The organism is Citrobacter sp. wls710, assembly GCF_005281115.1.
GTDB classification, from domain to species: domain Bacteria; phylum Pseudomonadota; class Gammaproteobacteria; order Enterobacterales; family Enterobacteriaceae; genus Citrobacter; species Citrobacter werkmanii.
Map to the genome: position 1 here is coordinate 328,002 of NZ_SZXD01000026.1, position 20,140 is coordinate 348,141.

General features: G+C 54.7%; 22 protein-coding genes. 10 read left to right on the plus strand and 12 right to left on the minus strand.

Translation table 11 applies throughout. The annotated features are described in order from the left end of the window. Positions 1 to 81 precede the first annotated feature (81 nt). Genes sitD through FDX14_RS10615 form a run of 4 tightly spaced genes read right to left on the minus strand, consistent with a single transcriptional unit; the run spans position 82 to position 3,519 of the window. The gene (gene sitD / locus FDX14_RS10600) at positions 82 to 933 is read right to left on the minus strand and encodes an iron/manganese ABC transporter permease subunit SitD (protein WP_061382338.1); all 852 of its coding nucleotides are present in this window, start codon (positions 931 to 933) and stop codon (positions 82 to 84) included. Then, the gene (sitC, locus tag FDX14_RS10605) at positions 930 to 1,787 is read right to left on the minus strand and encodes an iron/manganese ABC transporter permease subunit SitC (RefSeq protein WP_137349490.1); all 858 of its coding nucleotides are present in this window, start codon (positions 1,785 to 1,787) and stop codon (positions 930 to 932) included. The genes sitD and sitC overlap by 4 nt, the downstream gene beginning before the upstream one ends. Positions 1,788 to 1,789: 2 nt before the next feature. After that, positions 1,790 to 2,605, minus strand: coding sequence for an iron/manganese ABC transporter ATP-binding protein SitB (gene sitB / locus FDX14_RS10610; RefSeq protein ID WP_137349491.1), 816 nt, complete (start codon positions 2,603 to 2,605; stop codon positions 1,790 to 1,792). Then, the gene (locus tag FDX14_RS10615) at positions 2,602 to 3,519 is read right to left on the minus strand and encodes a metal ABC transporter substrate-binding protein (RefSeq protein WP_042310613.1); all 918 of its coding nucleotides are present in this window, start codon (positions 3,517 to 3,519) and stop codon (positions 2,602 to 2,604) included. The genes sitB and FDX14_RS10615 overlap by 4 nt, the downstream gene beginning before the upstream one ends. A 187-nt stretch (positions 3,520 to 3,706) precedes the next feature. Here FDX14_RS10615 and FDX14_RS10620 point away from each other — a divergent pair, with 187 nt between their 5' ends. After that, positions 3,707 to 4,051, plus strand: a complete 345-nt coding sequence (locus FDX14_RS10620) for a nitrous oxide-stimulated promoter family protein (protein WP_042311148.1) — start codon at positions 3,707 to 3,709, stop codon at positions 4,049 to 4,051. 102 nt (positions 4,052 to 4,153) lie between these two features. On the opposite strand, the gene flhA is transcribed toward FDX14_RS10620, so the two are convergent. The 6 genes from flhA to hypA all read right to left on the minus strand — a co-directional run bounded on the left by flhA (position 4,154) and on the right by hypA (position 10,161). Continuing rightward, entirely contained in the window at positions 4,154 to 6,232 is a 2,079-nt protein-coding gene (gene flhA, locus FDX14_RS10625; protein WP_061382334.1) for a formate hydrogenlyase transcriptional activator FlhA, read from the minus strand. A gap of 219 nt (positions 6,233 to 6,451) precedes the next feature. Then, entirely contained in the window at positions 6,452 to 7,462 is a 1,011-nt protein-coding gene (hypE, locus tag FDX14_RS10630; RefSeq protein ID WP_061382333.1) for a hydrogenase maturation carbamoyl dehydratase HypE, read from the minus strand. After that, positions 7,459 to 8,580, minus strand: a complete 1,122-nt coding sequence (gene hypD / locus FDX14_RS10635) for a hydrogenase formation protein HypD (protein WP_042310593.1) — start codon at positions 8,578 to 8,580, stop codon at positions 7,459 to 7,461. Before hypD ends, hypE begins: the two co-directional genes overlap by 4 nt. Next, the gene (hypC, locus tag FDX14_RS10640; protein WP_038633103.1) at positions 8,581 to 8,853 is read right to left on the minus strand and encodes a hydrogenase 3 maturation protein HypC; all 273 of its coding nucleotides are present in this window, start codon (positions 8,851 to 8,853) and stop codon (positions 8,581 to 8,583) included. Then, entirely contained in the window at positions 8,844 to 9,716 is an 873-nt protein-coding gene (gene hypB / locus FDX14_RS10645; protein ID WP_038633101.1) for a hydrogenase nickel incorporation protein HypB, read from the minus strand. The genes hypC and hypB overlap by 10 nt, the downstream gene beginning before the upstream one ends. 88 nt (positions 9,717 to 9,804) lie before the next feature. Next, the gene (gene hypA, locus FDX14_RS10650; RefSeq protein WP_042310587.1) at positions 9,805 to 10,161 is read right to left on the minus strand and encodes a hydrogenase maturation nickel metallochaperone HypA; all 357 of its coding nucleotides are present in this window, start codon (positions 10,159 to 10,161) and stop codon (positions 9,805 to 9,807) included. Positions 10,162 to 10,359: 198 nt separating this feature from the next. Here hypA and hycA point away from each other — a divergent pair, with 198 nt between their 5' ends. The 9 genes from hycA (at position 10,360) to hycI (ending at position 18,239) form a co-directional block, all read left to right on the plus strand. After that, positions 10,360 to 10,818: a formate hydrogenlyase regulator HycA gene (gene hycA, locus FDX14_RS10655; RefSeq protein ID WP_042310585.1), complete on the plus strand. Its 459-nt coding sequence runs from the start codon at positions 10,360 to 10,362 to the stop codon at positions 10,816 to 10,818. Positions 10,819 to 10,962: 144 nt separating this feature from the next. Then, the gene (gene hycB / locus FDX14_RS10660) at positions 10,963 to 11,574 is read left to right on the plus strand and encodes a formate hydrogenlyase subunit HycB (RefSeq protein ID WP_032940517.1); all 612 of its coding nucleotides are present in this window, start codon (positions 10,963 to 10,965) and stop codon (positions 11,572 to 11,574) included. Then, on the plus strand, positions 11,571 to 13,397 hold the full coding sequence (gene hycC / locus FDX14_RS10665; protein WP_079226085.1) for a formate hydrogenlyase subunit 3: 1,827 nt from the start codon (positions 11,571 to 11,573) through the stop codon (positions 13,395 to 13,397). The genes hycB and hycC overlap by 4 nt, the downstream gene beginning before the upstream one ends. Positions 13,398 to 13,399: 2 nt before the next feature. Beyond that, entirely contained in the window at positions 13,400 to 14,323 is a 924-nt protein-coding gene (locus FDX14_RS10670) for a respiratory chain complex I subunit 1 family protein (RefSeq protein WP_137349492.1), read from the plus strand. 17 nt (positions 14,324 to 14,340) lie between these two features. Then, the gene (hycE, locus tag FDX14_RS10675) at positions 14,341 to 16,050 is read left to right on the plus strand and encodes a formate hydrogenlyase subunit HycE (protein ID WP_006687169.1); all 1,710 of its coding nucleotides are present in this window, start codon (positions 14,341 to 14,343) and stop codon (positions 16,048 to 16,050) included. A 9-nt stretch (positions 16,051 to 16,059) separates the two neighbouring features. Next, entirely contained in the window at positions 16,060 to 16,602 is a 543-nt protein-coding gene (gene hycF, locus FDX14_RS10680; RefSeq protein WP_061382331.1) for a formate hydrogenlyase subunit HycF, read from the plus strand. Then, positions 16,602 to 17,369, plus strand: a complete 768-nt coding sequence (hycG, locus tag FDX14_RS10685; protein WP_003037388.1) for a formate hydrogenlyase subunit HycG — start codon at positions 16,602 to 16,604, stop codon at positions 17,367 to 17,369. Before hycF ends, hycG begins: the two co-directional genes overlap by 1 nt. After that, the gene (locus FDX14_RS10690; protein WP_003037385.1) at positions 17,366 to 17,776 is read left to right on the plus strand and encodes a formate hydrogenlyase maturation HycH family protein; all 411 of its coding nucleotides are present in this window, start codon (positions 17,366 to 17,368) and stop codon (positions 17,774 to 17,776) included. Before hycG ends, FDX14_RS10690 begins: the two co-directional genes overlap by 4 nt. Further along, positions 17,769 to 18,239: a hydrogenase maturation peptidase HycI gene (gene hycI, locus FDX14_RS10695; RefSeq protein WP_137349493.1), complete on the plus strand. Its 471-nt coding sequence runs from the start codon at positions 17,769 to 17,771 to the stop codon at positions 18,237 to 18,239. Before FDX14_RS10690 ends, hycI begins: the two co-directional genes overlap by 8 nt. A gap of 45 nt (positions 18,240 to 18,284) precedes the next feature. Here the strand turns inward: hycI and FDX14_RS10700 are convergent, their stop codons facing one another. Together FDX14_RS10700 and FDX14_RS10705 are read right to left on the minus strand one after the other, a co-directional pair. Further along, positions 18,285 to 18,536 (minus strand): SymE family type I addiction module toxin, encoded by a 252-nt coding sequence (locus FDX14_RS10700; protein ID WP_042310574.1) that lies wholly within the window; start codon positions 18,534 to 18,536, stop codon positions 18,285 to 18,287. A gap of 172 nt (positions 18,537 to 18,708) precedes the next feature. Next, the gene (locus tag FDX14_RS10705) at positions 18,709 to 20,133 is read right to left on the minus strand and encodes a 6-phospho-beta-glucosidase (protein ID WP_137349494.1); all 1,425 of its coding nucleotides are present in this window, start codon (positions 20,131 to 20,133) and stop codon (positions 18,709 to 18,711) included. Positions 20,134 to 20,140 lie beyond the last annotated feature (7 nt).

Here is a 20,140-nt window from a genome sequence, read left to right on the forward strand (position 1 = left end):
TAGCCTCCTGCGGGAGGCTATATTCATGGCTGGGGTGCCTGTCGATGTCATAATATTAGCGAGCATACTATTAAGCGTTATTTATATATCATGCCGCAGCAGCTGTTTCTCTAAACGGCGATCGCGCAGCGTTGAATAAATAAAGGTAATCACAAACAGCAGAGAAAATAATACGACGATGGTGGGAGCTGGCGCGCTGTCGATGAAAAATGACAGATACACGCCCAGAAATGAGGTTATGACCGACATGACCACCGCCAACAATAAGGCATGGGAAAATTTCCGTGTCATTAATATCGCAATGGCGCCTGGTGCAATTAGCAAGGAAATCGACAAAATAATGCCTACCGATTTCAGCGTGGCGACGATCGTCAGGGCAATCATACACAACAGACCATAATGCAGTAGCGTCGTGTTAAGACCGCTGGCCTTTGCCTGATGCGGATCGAAGGCGTGCAGTAGCAGATCTTTCCACTTCAGCCCGATTATAAGCGCAATTCCCAGCGTAATAACCAAGGTTTGCACAATATCGCTAAACGATACGCCCAGCATATCGCCGAACAGAATATGATCGAGATGGACTTCCGACTGGATCGAAACGTATAGCACCAGGCCCGCGCCAAACATACCGGAAAAGACGATCCCCATCAGGGTGTCACGCTTAATCCGGCTATTGTCGTCGAGATAGCCCGTTGCCACCGCACAAAACAGCCCGGCGATAAACGCGCCAATCGCCAGTGGGATACCCGCTATCCACGCCAGCACAATGCCGGGAAAAACCGCGTGGCTCATGGCATCGCCCATCAGCGCCCAGCCTTTAAGCACCAAAAATACCGACAACAGCGCACAGGGGATGGCGACAATGGTGGAGATGACCAGCGCATTGACCATAAAGCTAAACTGAAAGGGTTCCAGCAGCATTGTGAAGATCATACGGACTCCTTGTTCACCCGGCGGGCGCGGCGGCGATTCGCCAGCAGACCGTGTTTTGGCGCAAAGACAAACGCCAGCAGGAACAGCAGCGTTTGTAGAACCACAATAATTCCGCCGGTTGCGCCGTCCAGCCAGTAGCTCAGCCAGGCGCCAAAAAAGCTGGTCAGGCTGCCGATAGCCACGGCGATAATGAGTAGACGCGGAAAACGATCGGTCAGCAGCCAGGCGGTGGCACCGGGTGTGACCACCAGACAAATCACCAGAAATGCGCCGACGGTTTGCAGAGCGGCAACCGTGGAAACGGAGAGCAGCGTAAAAAATAACAGCTTTAACCGGCCAGGATTCAGACCGATGGAGCGCGCATGGTTTTCATCAAAAAAAACCACCATCAGATCTTTCCACTTCAGCAACAGAATAGTCAGCGAGATGACGCCGATGATGGCCAGTTGCAGAATATCTTCCTGTGCAATCGCCAGCACGTTTCCCAGAATAATGGTCTGGATGTTGACCGACATCGGATTGAGCGACACCATAAACAGCCCAATACCGAAAAAAGAGGAAAAAATCAGTCCGATAATCGCATCTTCCTTCAGGCGCGAACGCTGATTGAGAAACAGCATGCTGCCCGCTGCCAGTCCACCGGAAAGAAATGCGCCAAGGGCGAAGGGAAGCCCTAACATATAAGCGCCGGCAACGCCCGGAACGATAGAGTGCGACAGCGCATCGCCAATCAGCGACCAACCTTTGAGCATCAGATAGCAGGAGAGAAACGCACACAGGCCGCCGACCATTGCCGAGACCCACATTGCGTTGAGCATGTACTGGTAACCAAACGGTTCTGTCAGCCAGTTCATGATTATTCCCCCTCGTTGGCCGCGCGTCGCGAAATAAACGGGCGTTCATCATCGGTAATCACATGTTGCTCACCGCCGCTCAGCGCCACATGGCGCAGAACGCCGCTGAATGCCTGCTCAAGATTCTCAGTCGTAAAGGTGGTTTCGGTCGGGCCACTTGCCAGCACCGTACCTTTAATCATTACCGTGTAATCACAAAATTCGGTAACGGATCCCAGATTATGGGTAGAGACCAGCATGGTCCGCCCCTCATCGCGCAGTTCGCGTAGCAGGTCGATGATGCGCGCCTCGGTTTTCACATCCACGCCGGTGAAGGGTTCATCCAGCAAAATCACCTGTCCATCCTGAGCGATGGCTCTTGCCAGAAAAACGCGTTTTTTCTGCCCGCCGGACAGTTCACCTATCTGGCGATGGCGATAGTCCAGCATATCGACCCGTGCCAGCGCTGCATCAACACTGGCGTGGTCGGTCTGTTTTGGCCGACGCAGCCAGCCCATATGGCCAAAACGACCCATCATCACCACATCTTCCACCAGTACCGGAAACGACCAGTCCACCTCTTCCGACTGAGGGACATAGGCAATCAGATTCTGTTTCAGTGCCTGATTAACCGGCTGTTGCAGAATAGATATTTCCCCCTGCGCCAGGCGAACAAACCCCATCAGCGCTTTAAAAAGCGTTGATTTTCCTGAACCGTTTACGCCGACCAGGGCGGCAATCGAACCGCCCGGAACCTGAAAAGTGGCGTCCCGCAATGCGGTGTGACCGTTGCGATACGTCACCGTAACCTGATTTACGGTAATCGCAGAGTGATTCATGGTTGGCTCTCCAGACCTTCGTTGATGCCGTTAACAATGGTTTGTGTGGTGACGCGCAGTAAATCCAGATAGGTCGGTACCGGGCCATCGGCCGCGCTGAGCGAATCGACATACAGTACGCCGCCGTAATGTGCGCCAGACTCACGGGCCACCTGACGCGCAGGTTTATCGGACACGGTGCTTTCGCTAAATACCGTTGGGATATGATGCGCTCTGATCGCATCGATCACTTTGCGTACCTGTTTGGGGGTACCCTGCTGATCGGCATTGATCGGCCACAGATACAACTCTTTCAGGCCGTTATCACGTGCCAGATAAGAAAACGCGCCTTCACTGGTGACCAGCCAGCGTTTATCGGCAGGGAGCTTCGCCAGTTCTGCATGTAGTGGCGCCAGCGTCTGCTGGATTTTGGCTTTATAATTCTGCGCATTTTTCTGATAGGTTGCGGCATTCTGCGGATCGTATTTCATCAGCGCATCGCGAATATTATCCACGTAGATCAGCGCGTTTTCTGCCGACATCCAGGCGTGCGGATTGGGTTTGCCGTTGTACGGCCCTTCGCTGATACCCATTGGCTGCACACCGTTGGAGACCATTACCTCCGGCACGCCGGATAAATGCTGGTAGAAACGGGCAAACCACAGCTCGAGGTTAAGCCCGTTCGAGAGAATAAGCTGTGCGCCTTGCGCCCGCTTGATATCGCCCGGCGTGGGTTGATATTCATGAATTTCTGCCCCAGGTTTGGTGATGGAACTGACGTCCGCGGCGTCACCTGCCACGTTACTTGCCATATCCGCAATCACCGTAAAGGTGGTTATCACTTTGAACTTTTCTTGCGCCCAGGCAGGTGACAACGTCAGCGCCGTTAACGCGCCAGCAAGGAGAAATGACTTCAGATGGGGCAGCTGCGGCATAGTATCCCTCACAACAAAGTGGTTAATTTATCAACGAATATAGCCTTTGCTATGTTATATAGCACAAGGTATAAACAAATGAAAATAATTCTTATTTGCGTAGGGTGCTAAGAATGTATCACCTTCAGGTAATAGTCCTTTGCATGTTTAAGGTGTATTATTTATGCAACTTAATTGGGGAGGCACCATGTCCGGCAAACGTATTGCACGAGAAAAAATGACGATCCAGAGAATGATCTCGCTGTACGAGAGCCAGTGTCCGCAGGCTGTAGACGAGCCGGGGCATTACGATGCATTGTTTGCCTATGCGCAAAAGCGCCTCGATAAATGCGTATTTGGTGAGGAAAAACCGGCCTGCAAACAGTGCCCGGTACACTGTTATCAACCCGCCAAACGTGAAGAGATGAAGCAGATTATGCGCTGGGCTGGGCCAAGAATGCTCTGGCGTCATCCGATCCTGACCGTACGTCATCTGATTGATGACAAACGTCCTGTCCCGGAATTGCCCGAAAAGTACCAGCGGAAGAAGTAATGTAGCAATTCTATGCCGGATGGCGGTTGCGCCTTATCCGGCCTACAAATATAAACGCACCAGTGGGTAGACCCGATAAGCAAAGCGCCATCGGGCGAACCGTTAAACCAGCGCATCCTTATCAATACCCAGGCGCTTCATGCGTGACAGTAACGTCGTGCGCTTCAGTCCCAGTCGTTGCGCCGCGCCTTTGGGACCGGCAACCACGCCGTTAGTCTCTTTCAGCACGCGCATGATCAGCTGGTATTCATCTTCGCCATCTTGTGCGACTTCGGTCGCCACCGGCGGCGTGGAAGGCGACAAAGCGACGACATCCGGCAGAGACAGTTGCAGTACATTGCCCCTTGTGAGGAGTACTGCGCGTTCTACCACATTTTCCAGTTCACGCACGTTACCCGGCCATTCCATACTGCTCAGCGTACGCAGAGCTTCGGCGGGTATACTGTCGATATTGCGCCCCATCCGGCGGGCAATTTTAAAGGTGAAGGCTTTTACCAGCAGCGGAATATCTTCCGGGCGTTCACGCAGCGGCGGCAGATGGATCGGGAAGACGTTCAGCCGATAGTAAAGATCGTTGCGAAACTCGCGATCGGCGACCATCTTTTTCAGATCGCGGTTGGTGGCGGCGATCAAACGGACATCGGTCTGGATCAGCTTATTGCTGCCCAGACGCTCAAACTCCTGTTCCTGTAAAACGCGCAATAGCTTCGGCTGAAGCTCAAGCGGCATATCGCCCACTTCATCAAGGAACAGTGAGCTTTTGTCCGCCAGTTCGAAACGCCCAATACGTTGCGTGCTGGCCCCGGTAAACGCGCCGCGCTCATGACCAAACAGATCGCTCTCCAGCAATCCGGCAGGCATTGCCGCGCAGTTCATTTTTACCATCCGGCGGGCGTTACGGCCACTCAGGTTATGAATTGCTCTGGCGATCAGCTCTTTGCCTGTTCCGGTCTCGCCGAGAATCAATACGGTGCTGTCGCTTTGCGCCACCATCTCGACCTGTTTGAGTACACTGTACATTGCTTCGCTGCGGCCAATGATTTCGCCGAACTCGCTGTCAACGTTGTTGAGCTGCTCGGTCAGCGCCAGGTTTTCATCGACCAGACGTTCTTTCAGACGATGAATTTCCTGGTAGGCGAGGGCGTTATCCACGGCAATCGCCACGCGTTCGGCAATCTGGCGCAACAGTTTGAGGTTGGCGGTGGTGAAGACTTTCTCTTCGCACTGCGCCAGCTTCAGTACGCCAAGCATGTTATTACCGGACATCAACGGCAGCAGGCACAGCGTTTGTAGCTGGTTGCCCCAGGTCTCGAACAGCATCCGTTCATAAGGAGCAAGGGCGTCGCGTTCGCTCAGGTTAATCAGCAGCATCTCTTTGCTTTTGAAGACCCGCTCAGAGAGCGTGCCTGCTTCGTCCACTTCGCTCTGTTCATGCGCCGGGTGATGTTCATCCAGATAGTGGGTGGAGTAGATGCTCAGCTTATTTTTGCGACTGCTGCGTAACACGATGCTGATAGCATCGATGTCGAAATAATGGTGGATCTCTTTAGCGACTTCGCTGACCAGTTCGTCTATGTCCAGTCGGGAAAGCACCGCATTGGTGATGGCGACCAGAATGCGAAAGTTGTCACGCTCACGGCACAGCAGATCGTAATCGACGTTATTGCTGACTCTGCTTTGAATTTGTTCAGCCACGACACCGACAATCTGGGTGAAGGTCTGGAGCCGATTGTACTCTTTTTCGCTCCATGGCCGGTCTTCATTGCGAATGAATTCGCAACCGCCAAAGATGCGCCCATCCGCCGCCAGCGGCAGCAGACAGTAGTGACCAAATTCAGAATATAATCCGCCGGATGCCAGCTGCGGCCAGGTTTCCGTGAACTCATGATAGTTGCAGTGCAGCGCGTCGGGGCGCGACAGAATACGGCGCACCGGCCCATGCGCCAGCACCGTTTCGTCTTCATAATCGATAGGTTTACTATTTTCGCGCGTCGCAAAATAACGCGCACGTTGCGTTTGTGCCTGCCATAAGACAATAGCCGCGCAGTCGGCCAGTCCGGAACGCTTGGCCAGCTGTGTAAGCGCCTCGCTGAGAGACTGAAGATCGGGCTGCTGTAATAATGTACGAGTAATATCGAACAGTCCTTGCTGTCCGAGGTCACTCATCGGTGTATACGACATATTGCTTTTCCAGGGAAAGCACCGCAAAACGGTGCGAAAACGGTAAATGAATTATAGGTATAAGTCGTAAATTATTGCCGGATGGCTGACCGCAAACTCGCTGGTCACGCAATCCGTAGGCCTGATAAGCAAAGCGCCATCAGGCGATAATGCAGCGTTAATGCCGGATAGTGACGCAAATGCGTCTTATCCGGCCTACAGTATGCTGCCAACTGGCTGCTAGCATATACGAGGTAATGGTTCAGCGTGTGGTAAATCGAGGGTTCGTTTCACGCCATACAGTCCGGCAAGACGTACGCCTTTACGTTCAACCACTTCACCAATCATTGCCGCATCGCGTCCTAACGGATGCGCGTGCAGCGCGGCAAGCACGCTTTCAGCAGCCTGACGCTCAACGGCAATCACCAGTTTGCCTTCGTTGGCAAAGTTGAGCGCATCGAGGCCCAGCAGCTCGCAAACGCCACGCACCGCAGGCTTCACGGGCAGGGCCGCTTCAGACAGCTCAATACCAAATCCGCATGATGCGGCAAACTCATGCGTCACCGCATTCACGCCGCCACGCGTGGCGTCACGCAGCGCCTTCACGCCGGGTATATCACGTATCGTCTGAATGAGCGGCGTTAACACCGCACAGTCGCTGACCAGTTCGCCATCAAGACCCAATTGCTCGCGCAGGTTAAGAATGGTTGCGCCATGATCGCCAAGCGTACCGCTAACCAGCAATACATCGCCAGGGCCGAGAGTTTGCGCACCCCAGTGAATGTTGGCGGGGATCGCCCCCATACCGGCGGTGTTGATGAACAACTTATCTGCGGCGCCACGCTGCACGACTTTGGTATCACCGGTCACGATGGCGATGCCCGCTTCGCGTGCGGTTGCCGCCATGCTGGTGACGACGGTTTTCAGCGTCTCCATCGGCAGACCTTCTTCAAGGATAAACCCGCAGGAGAGATAACGCGGAATAGCGCCGCTGACGGCGACATCGTTCGCCGTACCGCAGATAGCCAGCTTGCCGATATTGCCACCGGGGAAGAACAACGGGTCGATAACGTAGCTGTCGGTAGAGAACGCCAGACGATCGCCCTCTGCAACCAGTTGCGCCAGTTCCAGACGCGCCTGATCTTCCTGTTCCGCCAGCCACGGATTAGCAAAAGCCTCCATAAACAGACTGTTGATCAACTGCTGCATAGCCTGACCGCCGCTACCGTGGGCGAGTTGTACGCTGTTCATGCTTCACACTCCTGCTGACGATACTGATACCAGGCGGCACATGCGCCTTCTGAGGAGACCATCAGTGCGCCAAACGCGGTCTCCGGGTTACAGGTTTTGCCAAATAATGGACACTGATGCGGTTTACATCTGCCGGTCAACACCTCTCCACAACGCGCGCGTGGATCGTCATATACCTGCTGTGGCGCTGGCTGAAAATGCGCTTCGGCATCAAAACGTTGATAGTCCGGCGTCAGGTGAACGCCAGACGATTCGATCACGCCCAGACCGCGCCATTCGCTGTCGCCGTTGACGCAAAATACCTCAGCGATGGCCTGTTGCGCTAAGGCGTTACCGGCATCCGGTACTACGCGGCGGTACTGGTTTTCGACCTGGCTATGGGCGGCGATTTTCTGTTCAACCAGCATCACCACGCCTTGCAGCAGGTCGAGCGGCTCAAAGCCGGCGACCACTAACGGACGATGGAAATCTGAGGCAATGAAATTATAGGCGTCGGTGCCAATCACCATGCTGACATGCCCCGGTGCTAAAAAGGCATCGATGCCGTTGTCCGGCTGTTCCAGCAGGCTGCGCAGCGTGGGGATAAGCGTAATGTGCTGACAGAAAAAGTAAAAGTTCTGCACATCGCGTTGTTTGGCCTGCTGCAGGGTAATGGCGGTGGTCGGCATGGTGGTTTCAAAACCCAGACCAAAGAACACAACCTTACGCGTCGGGTTTTCCTGCGCCAGCTTCAGCGCATCCATCGGCGAATAGACGATGCGGATATCCGCGCCGCGCGCTTTGGCCTGTAGTAGTGAGCCTTGTTTTCCCGGCACGCGCATGGCGTCGCCAAAGGTGCAGAAAATCACTTCCGGATGGCTGGCGATTTCAACACAGCTGTCGATCCTGCCCATCGGCAGAACGCAAACCGGGCAGCCAGGGCCGTGAATGAACTCCACGTTTTCGGGCAGCAACTGGTCGAGCCCAAATTTGAAAATAGCGTGGGTATGACCACCACAAACTTCCATGATGCGCAGCGGTCGTTCGGCGGTGTAGGGGAGGAGAGCGGCACGTTCACGCAGGTGCTCTATCAACTGCATCACCTGTTCTGGTGCGCGGTATTCGTCAACAAAACGCATTTATTTTTCCTCGCCGTACAGCAACGCGCCGACATCCGGCTCAACGTCAAACATGTTTTGCAGTGCGTCGAGCGTGTCGCGCGCTTCTGCTTCATTAATGATGCTCATCGCAAAGCCGACGTGGACCAGTACCCACTGACCCAGACGCGGCTGACCATTTTCATCACAGCTACCGACCAGCGTCAGGTCGACGTCGCGCTGAATACCGCAAACGTCGACTTTGGCCTGGTTGCCATCAATGGTGCGGATTTGACCCGGAACACCTATGCACATCGCTGTGTCTCCAGCCAGGAGAGCCATTGGTCCATCCCTTCGCCGCTGGTGGCGGAAATCAGGATGATCTCAATGTCCGGGTTCACTTCCCGGGCGCTGGCGATGCACTTTTCAACATCAAAATTGAGGTACGGCAGCAGATCCACTTTATTGAGCAGCATCAGCGATGCGGCGGCAAACATATGCGGATATTTTAGCGGCTTATCTTCGCCTTCGGTGACGGACAGCACCGCCACTTTATGACGTTCGCCGAGGTCGAAGCTGGCTGGGCAGACCAGGTTACCGACGTTTTCAATAAACAGAATGCCGTTGTCATCAAGCGGCAAACGCGGCGCGGCGTCAGCAATCATTTGCGCGTCAAGGTGGCAACCTTTACCAGTGTTGACCTGGATGGCTGGGGTGCCGGTGGCGCGAATACGGGCGGCATCGTTGACCGTCTGTTGGTCGCCTTCAATCACGGCGCACGGTACGCTGTCTTTCAGCTTGATCAGCGTTTCGGTCAGCAGCGTCGTTTTACCAGAGCCCGGGCTTGATACGAGGTTTAATACCAGATGCTGACGAGCGGCAAAACGGGCACGGTTACGTTCGGCCAGACGGTTATTTTTGTCCAGCACGTCAATTTCGACTTCCAGCATACGGCGCTGGCTCATGCCTGGCGCATGGGTACCCGCCTCGCCATGACCGTAGTGAAGGTCGCCTTCTGCGGTCTGGCTCGGTGCGAAATTAGAGGTTTTCACACCGGTAATATTCAGCGCCGGGCGAGCCGCCGGGGCAAATGGCGCGCTGCGAAACGCCGAGTGGGGATTATGCTCATCACCCTCTATATAAAGGTTGCCTTCAGCGCAACCACATGTCGTACACATCGCTCACTCCTGATCTCTTTCTTGTTACAGGCTTTTTTGCCGGATGGCGACGCAAGCGTCTTCTCCGGCCTGGCAGGTGCCACCGGAATTAGTCTTCGGCGTCGCCTATTTCAATTCGTCGAATCTGTAGACCGTCATCGGCCACAATTCTCAGCGTATCGCTGTTGCATTGCGGACACCGACGCACGCGTTGCGTCAGTAACGTGACATATTGCTGACAAGATTCGCACCAACATTCCGCTTCTTGTTCTTCGAGGTGGAGTTTACAACCTTCTGCAAGGGTCCCACGGCATACCAGATCAAAACAAAAGGCGAGAGCGCTGGTTTCTACGCAAGAAAATGCGCCAATTTTGAGCCAGACCCCAGTTACTCGCTTTGCTCCGTGTTGCGTGGCCTGTTGTTCAATCAATTCCAGTGCCCGTTGGCAGAGGGTTATTTCGTGCATACCGCCTCCTGTGAAGTTGTCGTATTAAAAGCAATAAACATGCCAGGTTGAATTTTTTCATTCGTGACAATGACGACGATGACGAAATGACACATCGTCACCCGCCTTTGATTTTTTATGTTTATGAAACTAAAGGAAATTAATTTTGGCATGAAATGTGCTTAAGGCTGTTCATCTCTGCTAAACGGGTAACCTGACATGACTATTTGGGAAATAAGCGAAAAAGCCGATTACATCGCTGAACGGCATCGTCGCCTACAGGACCAGTGGCGTATTTACTGCAACTCGCTGGTTCAGGGGATCACCCTGTCGAAAGCGCGTTTGCATCATGCGATGAGCTGTGCGCCGGACAAAGATCTGTGCTTTGTCCTTTTTGAACACTTCGTTATCTACGTCACGCTGGCGGATGGCTTTAACAGTCACACCATCGAGTATTACGTCGAAACGAAAGAGGGTGATGATAAACAACTGATTGCACAGGCACAGTTGACCATCGACGGTAAAGTTGATGAGCGTATCAGCAACCGCGATCGCGATCAGGTGCTGGAGCACTATCTCGAAAAAATCGCCAGCGTCTATGACAGCTTGTATACGGCGGTTGAAAACAATATGCCGGTGAATTTAAGCCAGCTGGTTGAGGGACATAGCCCGGCTTAAGCCTCGGGTGCTGCCCACGTTTGTCATGATGCGGCTTTAATACCGCGTCACGACAGTTTAGGGAATGGGCATGTCGAAAAATGTCGAAATGACATTTGCCTGACATGTTTTCGTCAAAAATGACTATCACCTGAGGAATGCCTGGTGAATCGTTTTGTAATTGCTGACTCCACTCTTTGTATCGGCTGCCACACCTGTGAAGCCGCCTGCTCAGAGACACATCGCCAGCATGGCCTGCAGTCAATGCCGCGCCTGAAAGTGATGTTAAATGAAAAAGAATCCGCGCCGCAGCTTTGCCACCAGTGTGAAGATGCGCCATGCGCTACCGTTTGTCCGGTTAATGCGATTAATCGCGTTGATGGCGCCGTACAGCTGAATGAAAGCCTGTGCGTAAGCTGCAAACTGTGCGGGATCGCCTGTCCGTTCGGTGCTATTGAGTTTTCCGGTAGCCGTCCGCTGCATATCCCGGCAAACGCCAATACATCAAAAGCGCCTCCGGCTCCGCCAGCCCCAGCTCGCGTAAGCACGCTGCTGGACTGGGTTCCGGGCGTTCGTGCCATCGCGGTGAAATGCGATCTGTGTAGTTTTGACGAGCAAGGTCCGGCCTGCGTACGCATGTGCCCGACCAAAGCCCTGCATCTGGTGAGCAACATGGATATCGCCCGCGCCAGCAAACGTAAACGTGAGCTGACTTTCAATACCGACTTCGGCGATCTCACCTTGTTTCAGCAGGCTCAAAGTGGAGATGCAAAATGAGCGCAATTTCACTGATTAACAGCGGTGTGGCCTGGTTTACAGCGGCTGCGGTTCTGGCATTTCTGTTTTCATTTCATAAACCGCTGAGCGGCTGGATTGCAGGGGTTGGCGGCGCGGTTGGCAGTTTGTGTACGGCGGCTGCGGGGTTTCTTGTACTGACCCGCGCCGTTGCGATTAGCGGCGTGATGCCGTTTATCGGCCATAGTCTGCAAGTCACGCCGCTGAACGCTATCTGGCTGATTACCCTGGGCCTGTGTGGTCTGTTTGTCAGCCTGTACAACATTGACTGGCATCGCCATCCACAGGTGAAAGCCAACGGCCTGCTGGTGAATCTGCTGATGGCCGCAGCTGTATGTGCGGTGGTTGCCAGCAACCTCGGTACGCTGGTGGTGATGGCGGAAATCATGGCGCTGTGCGCGGTGTTCCTGACCGGTTGCAGTAAAGAGGGCAAACTGTGGTTTGCGCTGGGGCGTATCGGCACGTTGCTGCTGGCGATTGCTTGCTACCTGGTGTGGCAACGTTACGGCACGCTGGAGCTGCGCCTGCTTGACCTGCGCACCCAGGAGCTGCCGCTTGGGTCTGACATCTGGCTGCTGGGCGTGGCGGGTTTTGGCCTGCTGGCCGGGATTATCCCCCTGCACGGTTGGGTGCCGCAGGCACACGCCAACGCCAGCGCGCCGGCTGCGGCACTGTTTTCTACCGTGGTCATGAAGGTCGGTCTGCTGGGTATTCTTTCCTTGTCTCTGCTGGGCGGTAACGCGCCGCTGTGGTGGGGCATTACGCTGTTGGTGCTGGGCATGATCACCGCATTTGTCGGCGGTCTGTATGCGTTAATGGAACATAACATCCAGCGTCTGCTGGCGTACCACACGCTGGAAAATATCGGCATTATTCTGCTGGGTCTGGGCGCAGGCGTAACCGGGATTGCGCTGAATCAACCGGCGCTGATTGCGTTGGGTTTGACCGGTGGTCTGTATCATCTGGTCAACCACAGCCTGTTCAAAAGCGTTCTGTTCCTCGGTGCTGGCAGTATCTGGTTCCGTACCGGTCATCGTGATATCGAGAAGTTGGGTGGTATCGGTAAACGTATGCCGGTTATCTCTCTGGCGATGCTGGTTGGCCTGATGGCGATGGCCGCACTGCCGCCGCTGAACGGTTTTGCCGGTGAGTGGGTCATCTATCAGTCCTTCTTTAAACTGGGTAACAGCGGCGCGTTTGTCGGTCGTCTGTTAGGGCCGTTGCTGGCGGTAGGACTGGCGATTACTGGCGCGCTGGCGGTGATGTGTATGGCGAAAGTGTATGGCGTTACGTTCCTTGGCGCGCCGCGCACGAAGGAAGCTGAAAATGCCTGCTGCGCGCCAATCCTGATGGGCGTGAGCGTGGTTGCGCTGGCTATCTGCTGCGTGATTGGCGGCGTTGCTGCGCCGTGGCTGCTGCCGATGATCTCCTCTGCCGTTCCACTGCCGCTGGAAACGGCGAACACCACCGTTTCTCAGCCAATGATCACGCTGCTGCTGATCGCGTGTCCGCTGCTGCCGTTCATCATCATGGCAATTTTCAAAGGCAACCGTCTGCCGTCGCGTTCACGCGGTGCGGCATGGGTGTGTGGTTACGATCACGAGCAGTCAATGGTTGTTACCGCACACGGTTTTGCCATGCCGGTGAAAGAAGCCTTTGCCCCGGTACTCAAACTGCGTAAATGGCTAAACCCGGTATCACTGGTTCCGGGCTGGCAGAATGCGGCTGCCCCGGTGCTGTTTCGTCGCCTGGCGTTGATTGAGCTGGCGGTGCTGGTGGTGATTGTGGTTTCACGAGGAGCCTGAAAATGAGTGTTTTATATCCGTTAATTCAGGCGCTGGTGCTGTTTGCCGTTGCGCCGCTGCTGTCCGGTGTGACCCGCGTGGCGCGTGCGCGTTTGCATAATCGTCGCGGTCCGGGCGTTTTGCAGGAATACCGTGACATTATCAAACTGCTGGGCCGTCAGAGCATTGCGCCTGCGGATTCCAGCTGGGTTTTCCGCCTGACGCCGTTTGTGATGGTGGGCGTGATGCTGGCTATCGCCACCGCGTTGCCGGTCGTGACCGTTGGCTCGCCGCTGCCGCAATTGGGCGATCTGATCACCTTGATTTACCTGTTCGCCATCGCCCGTTTCTTCTTCTCTATCGCGGGTCTGGATACCGGTAGTCCGTTTACCGCTATTGGCGCCAGCCGTGAAGCGATGCTCGGCGTACTGGTTGAACCTATCCTGCTGCTGGGGCTGTGGGTAGCGGCGCAGGTTGCGGGTTCAACGCATATCAGCAATATCGCCGATACCATTTATCACTGGCCTGCTGCGCGCAGCATCCCGCTGATTCTGGCGCTGTGCGCCTGTGCTTTCGCCACCTTTATCGAAATGGGCAAACTGCCGTTCGATCTGGCGGAAGCAGAGCAGGAGCTGCAGGAAGGTCCATTGACCGAATACAGCGGCAGCGGTTTTGCGGTGCTGAAATGGGGCATTAGCCTCAAACAATTGGTCGTTCTGCAAATGTTCGTCGGCGTATTCCTGCCGTGGGGACAGATGGAAACCTTCACCGCGGGTGGGTTGCTGCTGGCGCTGGTGATTGCCGTCGTCAAGCTGGTCCTCGGCGTGCTGGTCATCGCCTTGTTCGAAAACAGCATGGCGCGTCTGCGTTTTTGCGCCACTTCACGCGTGACCTGGGCCGGTTTTGGGTTTGCGTTTTTAGCGTTCGTCTCCTTGCTGGTGGCGTGATTTAAGAGAGTTTGAGCATGTCTGAAGAAAAATTAGGTCAACACTATCTCGCCGCTCTGCACCAGGCCTTTCCGGGTGTGGTGCTGGATGAAGCCTGGCAGACTAAAGATCAGCTGACTATCACCGTCAAGGTGAACTACCTGCCGGAAGTGGTTGAGTTCCTGTACTACAAACAGGGCGGCTGGTTGTCTGTGCTGTTTGGTAACGACGAACGTCAGCTGTGCGGCCATTACGCCGTTTATTACGTGATGTCGATGGAGCAGGGCACCAAGTGCTGGATCACCGTCCGCGTTGAAGTGGATGCCAATAAGCTGGAATTCCCATCCGTGACGCCGCGCGTTCCGGCTGCCGTCTGGGGCGAGCGTGAAGTGCGCGACATGTACGGTTTGATCCCGGTCGGTTTGCCGGATGAACGTCGTCTGGTGCTGCCGGATGATTGGCCGGACGAGCTGTATCCGCTGCGTAAAGACAGTATGGATTATCGTCAGCGCCCGGCGCCGACCACCGATGCTGAAACCTACGAGTTCATCAATGAACTGGGCGACAAGAAAAATAACGTGGTGCCGATTGGCCCGCTGCACGTGACCTCCGATGAACCCGGTCACTTCCGTCTGTTTGTTGACGGCGAGAACATCATCGACGCCGACTATCGTCTGTTCTATGTCCACCGCGGCATGGAGAAACTGGCGGAAACCCGTATGGGTTACAACGAAGTGACGTTCCTGTCGGACCGCGTGTGCGGCATCTGCGGTTTTGCCCACAGCACCGCCTATACCACCTCCGTAGAGAATGCGATGGGTATCGTAGTGCCGGAACGCGCACAGATGATCCGCGCCATTCTGCTGGAAGTGGAACGCTTGCACTCGCATCTGCTGAATCTCGGCCTGGCCTGTCACTTCACCGGTTTTGACTCCGGCTTTATGCAGTTCTTCCGCGTGCGTGAAACGTCGATGAAGATGGCGGAGATCCTCACCGGGGCGCGTAAAACTTACGGTATGAACCTGATCGGCGGTATCCGTCGTGACCTGCTGAAAGACGATATGATCCAGACCCGTCAACTGGCGCAGCAGATGCGTCGTGAGGTGCAGGAACTGGTCGATATGCTGCTCAGCACGCCGAACATGGAACAGCGTACCGTGGGTATTGGTCGTTTGGATCCAGAAATCGCTCGCGACTTTAGTAACGTCGGTCCGATGGTTCGCGCCAGCGGTCACGCGCGTGATACCCGTGCCGATCACCCGTTTGTGGGCTATGGCCTGCTGCCGATGGAAGTGCACAGTGAGCAGGGTTGCGATGTTATTTCTCGTCTTAAAGTCCGTATCAATGAAGTCTATACCGCACTGAACATGATCGACTTTGGTCTGGACAACCTGCCGGGCGGCCCGCTGGCGGTGGAAGGCTTTACCTATATTCCTCACCGCTTCGCGCTGGGCTTTGCCGAAGCGCCGCGCGGGGATGACATCCACTGGAGCATGACCGGCGATAACCAGAAACTGTATCGCTGGCGCTGCCGTGCGGCAACCTACGCCAACTGGCCAACGCTACGTTACATGCTGCGTGGCAACACTGTTTCCGATGCTCCGCTGATTATCGGTAGCCTCGATCCTTGCTACTCCTGTACCGACCGTATGACCGTGGTCGATGTGCGTAAGAAGAAGAGCAAAGTCGTGCCGTACAAAGAACTTGAGCGCTACAGCATCGAGCGTAAAAACTCGCCGCTGAAATAAGGAATCGCCATGTTTACCTTTATCAAAAAAGTCATCAAAACCGGGGCGCCGACGTCGTCGTATCCGCTGGAGCCGATTGCGGTCGATAAAAACTTCCGCGGCAAACCAGAGCACAATCCGCAGCAGTGCATTGGCTGCGCGGCCTGCGTTAATGCGTGTCCGTCTAACGCGCTAACGGTCGAAACCGATCTGGCTACCAATGAGCTGGCGTGGCAGTTCAACCTCGGTCGCTGCATCTTCTGCGCCCGCTGCGAAGAAGTTTGCCCGACGGCGGCGATCAAGCTGTCGCAGGAATATGAGCTGGCGGTATGGAAGAAAGAAGATTTCCTGCAGCAGTCTCGCTTTTCGCTGTGTAACTGCCGCGTCTGTAACCGCCCGTTCGCGGTACAAAAAGAGATTGATTACGCCATTGCGCTGCTCAAGCACAACGGTGACAGCCGCGCGGAAAACCACCGTGAAAGCTTTGAGACCTGCCCGGATTGTAAGCGCCAGAAATGTCTGGTGCCGTCTGACCGTATTGAACTGACTCGCCATATGAAAGAGGCCAGCTGATGAGCAATTTATTAGGCCCACGTGATGCCAACGGTATTCCGGTACCGATGACGGTGGATGAATCCATTGCCAGCATGAAAGCATCGCTGCTGAAAAGCATCAAGCGTTCAGCGTATGTTTATCGTGTGGACTGCGGCGGCTGCAACGGCTGCGAAATCGAAATTTTCGCCACGCTCTCTCCGCTGTTTGATGCCGAACGCTTTGGTATCAAAGTAGTACCGTCGCCGCGTCATGCGGATATCCTGCTGTTTACCGGCGCGGTAACCCGCGCGATGCGTTCTCCGGCGCTGCGCGCCTGGCAGTCTGCGCCGGATCCGAAAATTTGTATCTCTTACGGCGCCTGCGGTAACAGCGGCGGTATCTTCCACGACTTATACTGCGTATGGGGCGGCACGGATAAAATCGTACCGGTGGACGTGTATATTCCTGGCTGTCCGCCGACGCCTGCGGCAACGCTGTACGGTTTTGCGATGGCGCTGGGTCTGCTGGAACAGAAAATTCATGCGCGTGCGCCAGGTGAACTGGACGAACAGCCCGCTGAAATTCTGCATCCGGATATGGTTCAACCGCTGCGTGTGAAGGTGGACCGTGAAGCTCGCCGTTTGGCGGGTTATCGCTACGGTCGCCAGATTGCTGATGACTATATGACGCAGTTAGGGCAGGGTGAACATCAGGTGGCGCGCTGGCTGGAAGCGGAAAACGATCCGCGTCTGACCGAAATCGTCACGCATCTTAACCATGTAGTCGAAGAGGCGCGTATCCGATGAGTGAAACGGTGGTGTTCAGTCAACTGAGCCGTAAGTTTATTGATGAGAACGATGCGACGCCCGCAGAGGCGCAGCAGGTTGTCTATTACAGCCTGGCGATTGGTCACCACCTTGGGATCATCGATTGCCTGGAAGCGGCGTTAACCTGTCCGTGGGATGAATATCTGGCATGGATTGCCACGCTTGCCGAAGGAAGCGAAGCCCGCCGGAAAATGGAAGGCGTGCCGAAGTATGGCGAGATCGTCATCGATTTCAACCATGTGCAAATGCTGGCTCGCGCGTTTGATGATGCGCGCGCCGTTCAGACTCCGCAGCAGCAGGAGTGGAGCAAGCTGATGCTCAGCATGCTGCATGATATTCACCAGGAAAGCGCCATCTATTTGATGGTGAGGAGACACCGTGACTGACGTTTTACTCTGTGTCGGCAACAGCATGATGGGCGATGACGGCGCGGGTCCGCTACTGGCGGAAATGTGCGCTGCCAGTCCTCAGGGCAACTGGGTTGTCATCGACGGCGGCAGCGCGCCGGAAAACGATATCGTCGCTATCCGTGAACTGCGCCCGCAGCGTCTGTTGATTGTGGATGCCACCGACATGGGGTTAAACCCTGGTGAAATCCGCATTATCGACCCTGATGATATTGCCGAAATGTTCATGATGACCACCCACAACATGCCGCTGAACTATCTGGTTGATCAGCTAAAAGAGGATGTTGGCGAGGTGATCTTCCTCGGCATTCAGCCGGATATTGTCGGTTTTTATTACCCGATGACGCAGCCAATCAAAGATGCGGTCGAGACAGTCTATCAACGATTAGCCGGGTGGGAAGGCCACGGTGGATTTTCCGAGTTAGAAGCGCCAGAAGACTAACCTTACCAGTGCCGGATGCCCATGGCATCCGGCCTGTTTTGAGCCTCACACTCTCTGTTCTTCCGTTGCCTGCTCAATAATTAATTTCCCCTGCATCACTGAAACATTCACTGCCGTCCCGGTAGGGAATCCCGCTTGTTCCAGCCAGTCGCCGTTCAGCGTTAGCGAGGCATGCCGACTGATACGGAGCGTGAAACCCGTGTTACGATCTTCATGGCGTTTTCTGACATAACCCACTTTCAAACGACGTACGGGTTTGGTGATAGCCACTGCTGTTGTGCCATTTTCATCAGACATGAACGCTTCCTTGTGGTGAACGGATAAGAGCAAAAACTACTGAATAAAATGCCAGTAAAAATGCGCAAGGGCAAACCGGAAACTGGAAGGAAGATTCCACATTTGGAATGCAATTCATGAAATGAAAATAAGCGATTCAGCCGGAGGATTACAGACTCCTCCGGCTGAGCGGTTACGCCAGATCGGCCCCGTTACTGGCGATCACTTTTTTGTACCACCAGAATGATTTTTTTCGGGTACGCGCCAGCGTGCCGTGGCCCGCATCGTCCCTGTCTACATACACAAAACCGTAACGCTTGCTCATCTCGCCGGTTGAGGCGGAAACCAGATCGATACAGCCCCAGGTGGTGTAACCCATTAGCTGCACACCATCCTCAATGGCATCAGCCATGGCGCGGATGTGTTCGCGTAGATAGCGAATGCGATAGTCGTCATTGATCTCGCCATTGGCATCGATTTCATCTTTCGCCCCCAGTCCGTTTTCCACCAGAAACAGCGGCTTCTGATAACGGTCATACATCATATTCATGGTGATGCGCAGGCCAAGCGGATCGATACCCCAGCCCCATTCGCTGGCGGCAATGTACGGATTACGCAGTGATTTCACTACGTTGGCAGCGCTGGTGTTGCCAGTGTTCATGTCAGCGGAGGCGCAGCGTGATGCGTAATAGCTAAACGAGACAAAATCGACGGTGTTCTTCAGGATGTCGTCATCTTCCGCGGCTTTTTCTATCGCCACGCCTTTTTCACGAAACACCCGGGCGGAGTAGGCGGGATAAGCCCCACGCGCCTGCACATCAATAAAGAACAGGTTTTCGCGGTCTTTTTCCAGCGCGGTCCACACATCTTCTGGTTTACAGGAATAAGGATAAAAATTACCGCCCGCCAGCATGCAGCCGACCCGATTTTGCGGATTTACTTCATGGGCGATTTTCGTCGCCAGGGCACTGGCAATCAGTTCGTGGTGGGCGGACTGATATTTCACCTGATCCTGATTTTCACCTTTTTCAAACACCAGCCCGGCGCCTGAAAAGGGGCTGTGCAGCATGATGTTGATTTCGTTGAACGTCAGCCAGTACTTTACCAGGCCGTCAAAGGCCTCGAAGCAGGTGCGGGCGTAACGGGTAAAGAACTCCACCATTTTGCGGTTCCGCCAGGAGCCGTACTCGGTAACCAGGTGCATGGGCACATCGAAGTGACATAGCGTGACTAACGGCTCAATACCGTATTTTTTACACTCGGCAAAAACGGCCCGGTAAAAAGCGATACCTTCTTCATTAGGCGCCAGTTCGTCGCCGTTAGGGTAGAGACGACTCCAGGCTATTGAGGTGCGAAAAACCGTAAACCCCATTTCCGCCATCAGCGCAATATCTTCTTTATAGCGATGATAAAAGTCGATCGCCTGATGGCTGGGATAAAATTCGTCATCCTGAAGCGTAAAGCGCTTCTCCTGACCCAGCTTAACGGGCATCCGATGTTCGCCGTGGGGGATCATATCGACGGTGGTCAGCCCTTTGCCGCCTTCCCGGTATGCCCCTTCAGACTGGTTGGCGGCCAGCGCGCCGCCCCATAAAAATCCTTGCGGAAAAACAGACATAGTTAAC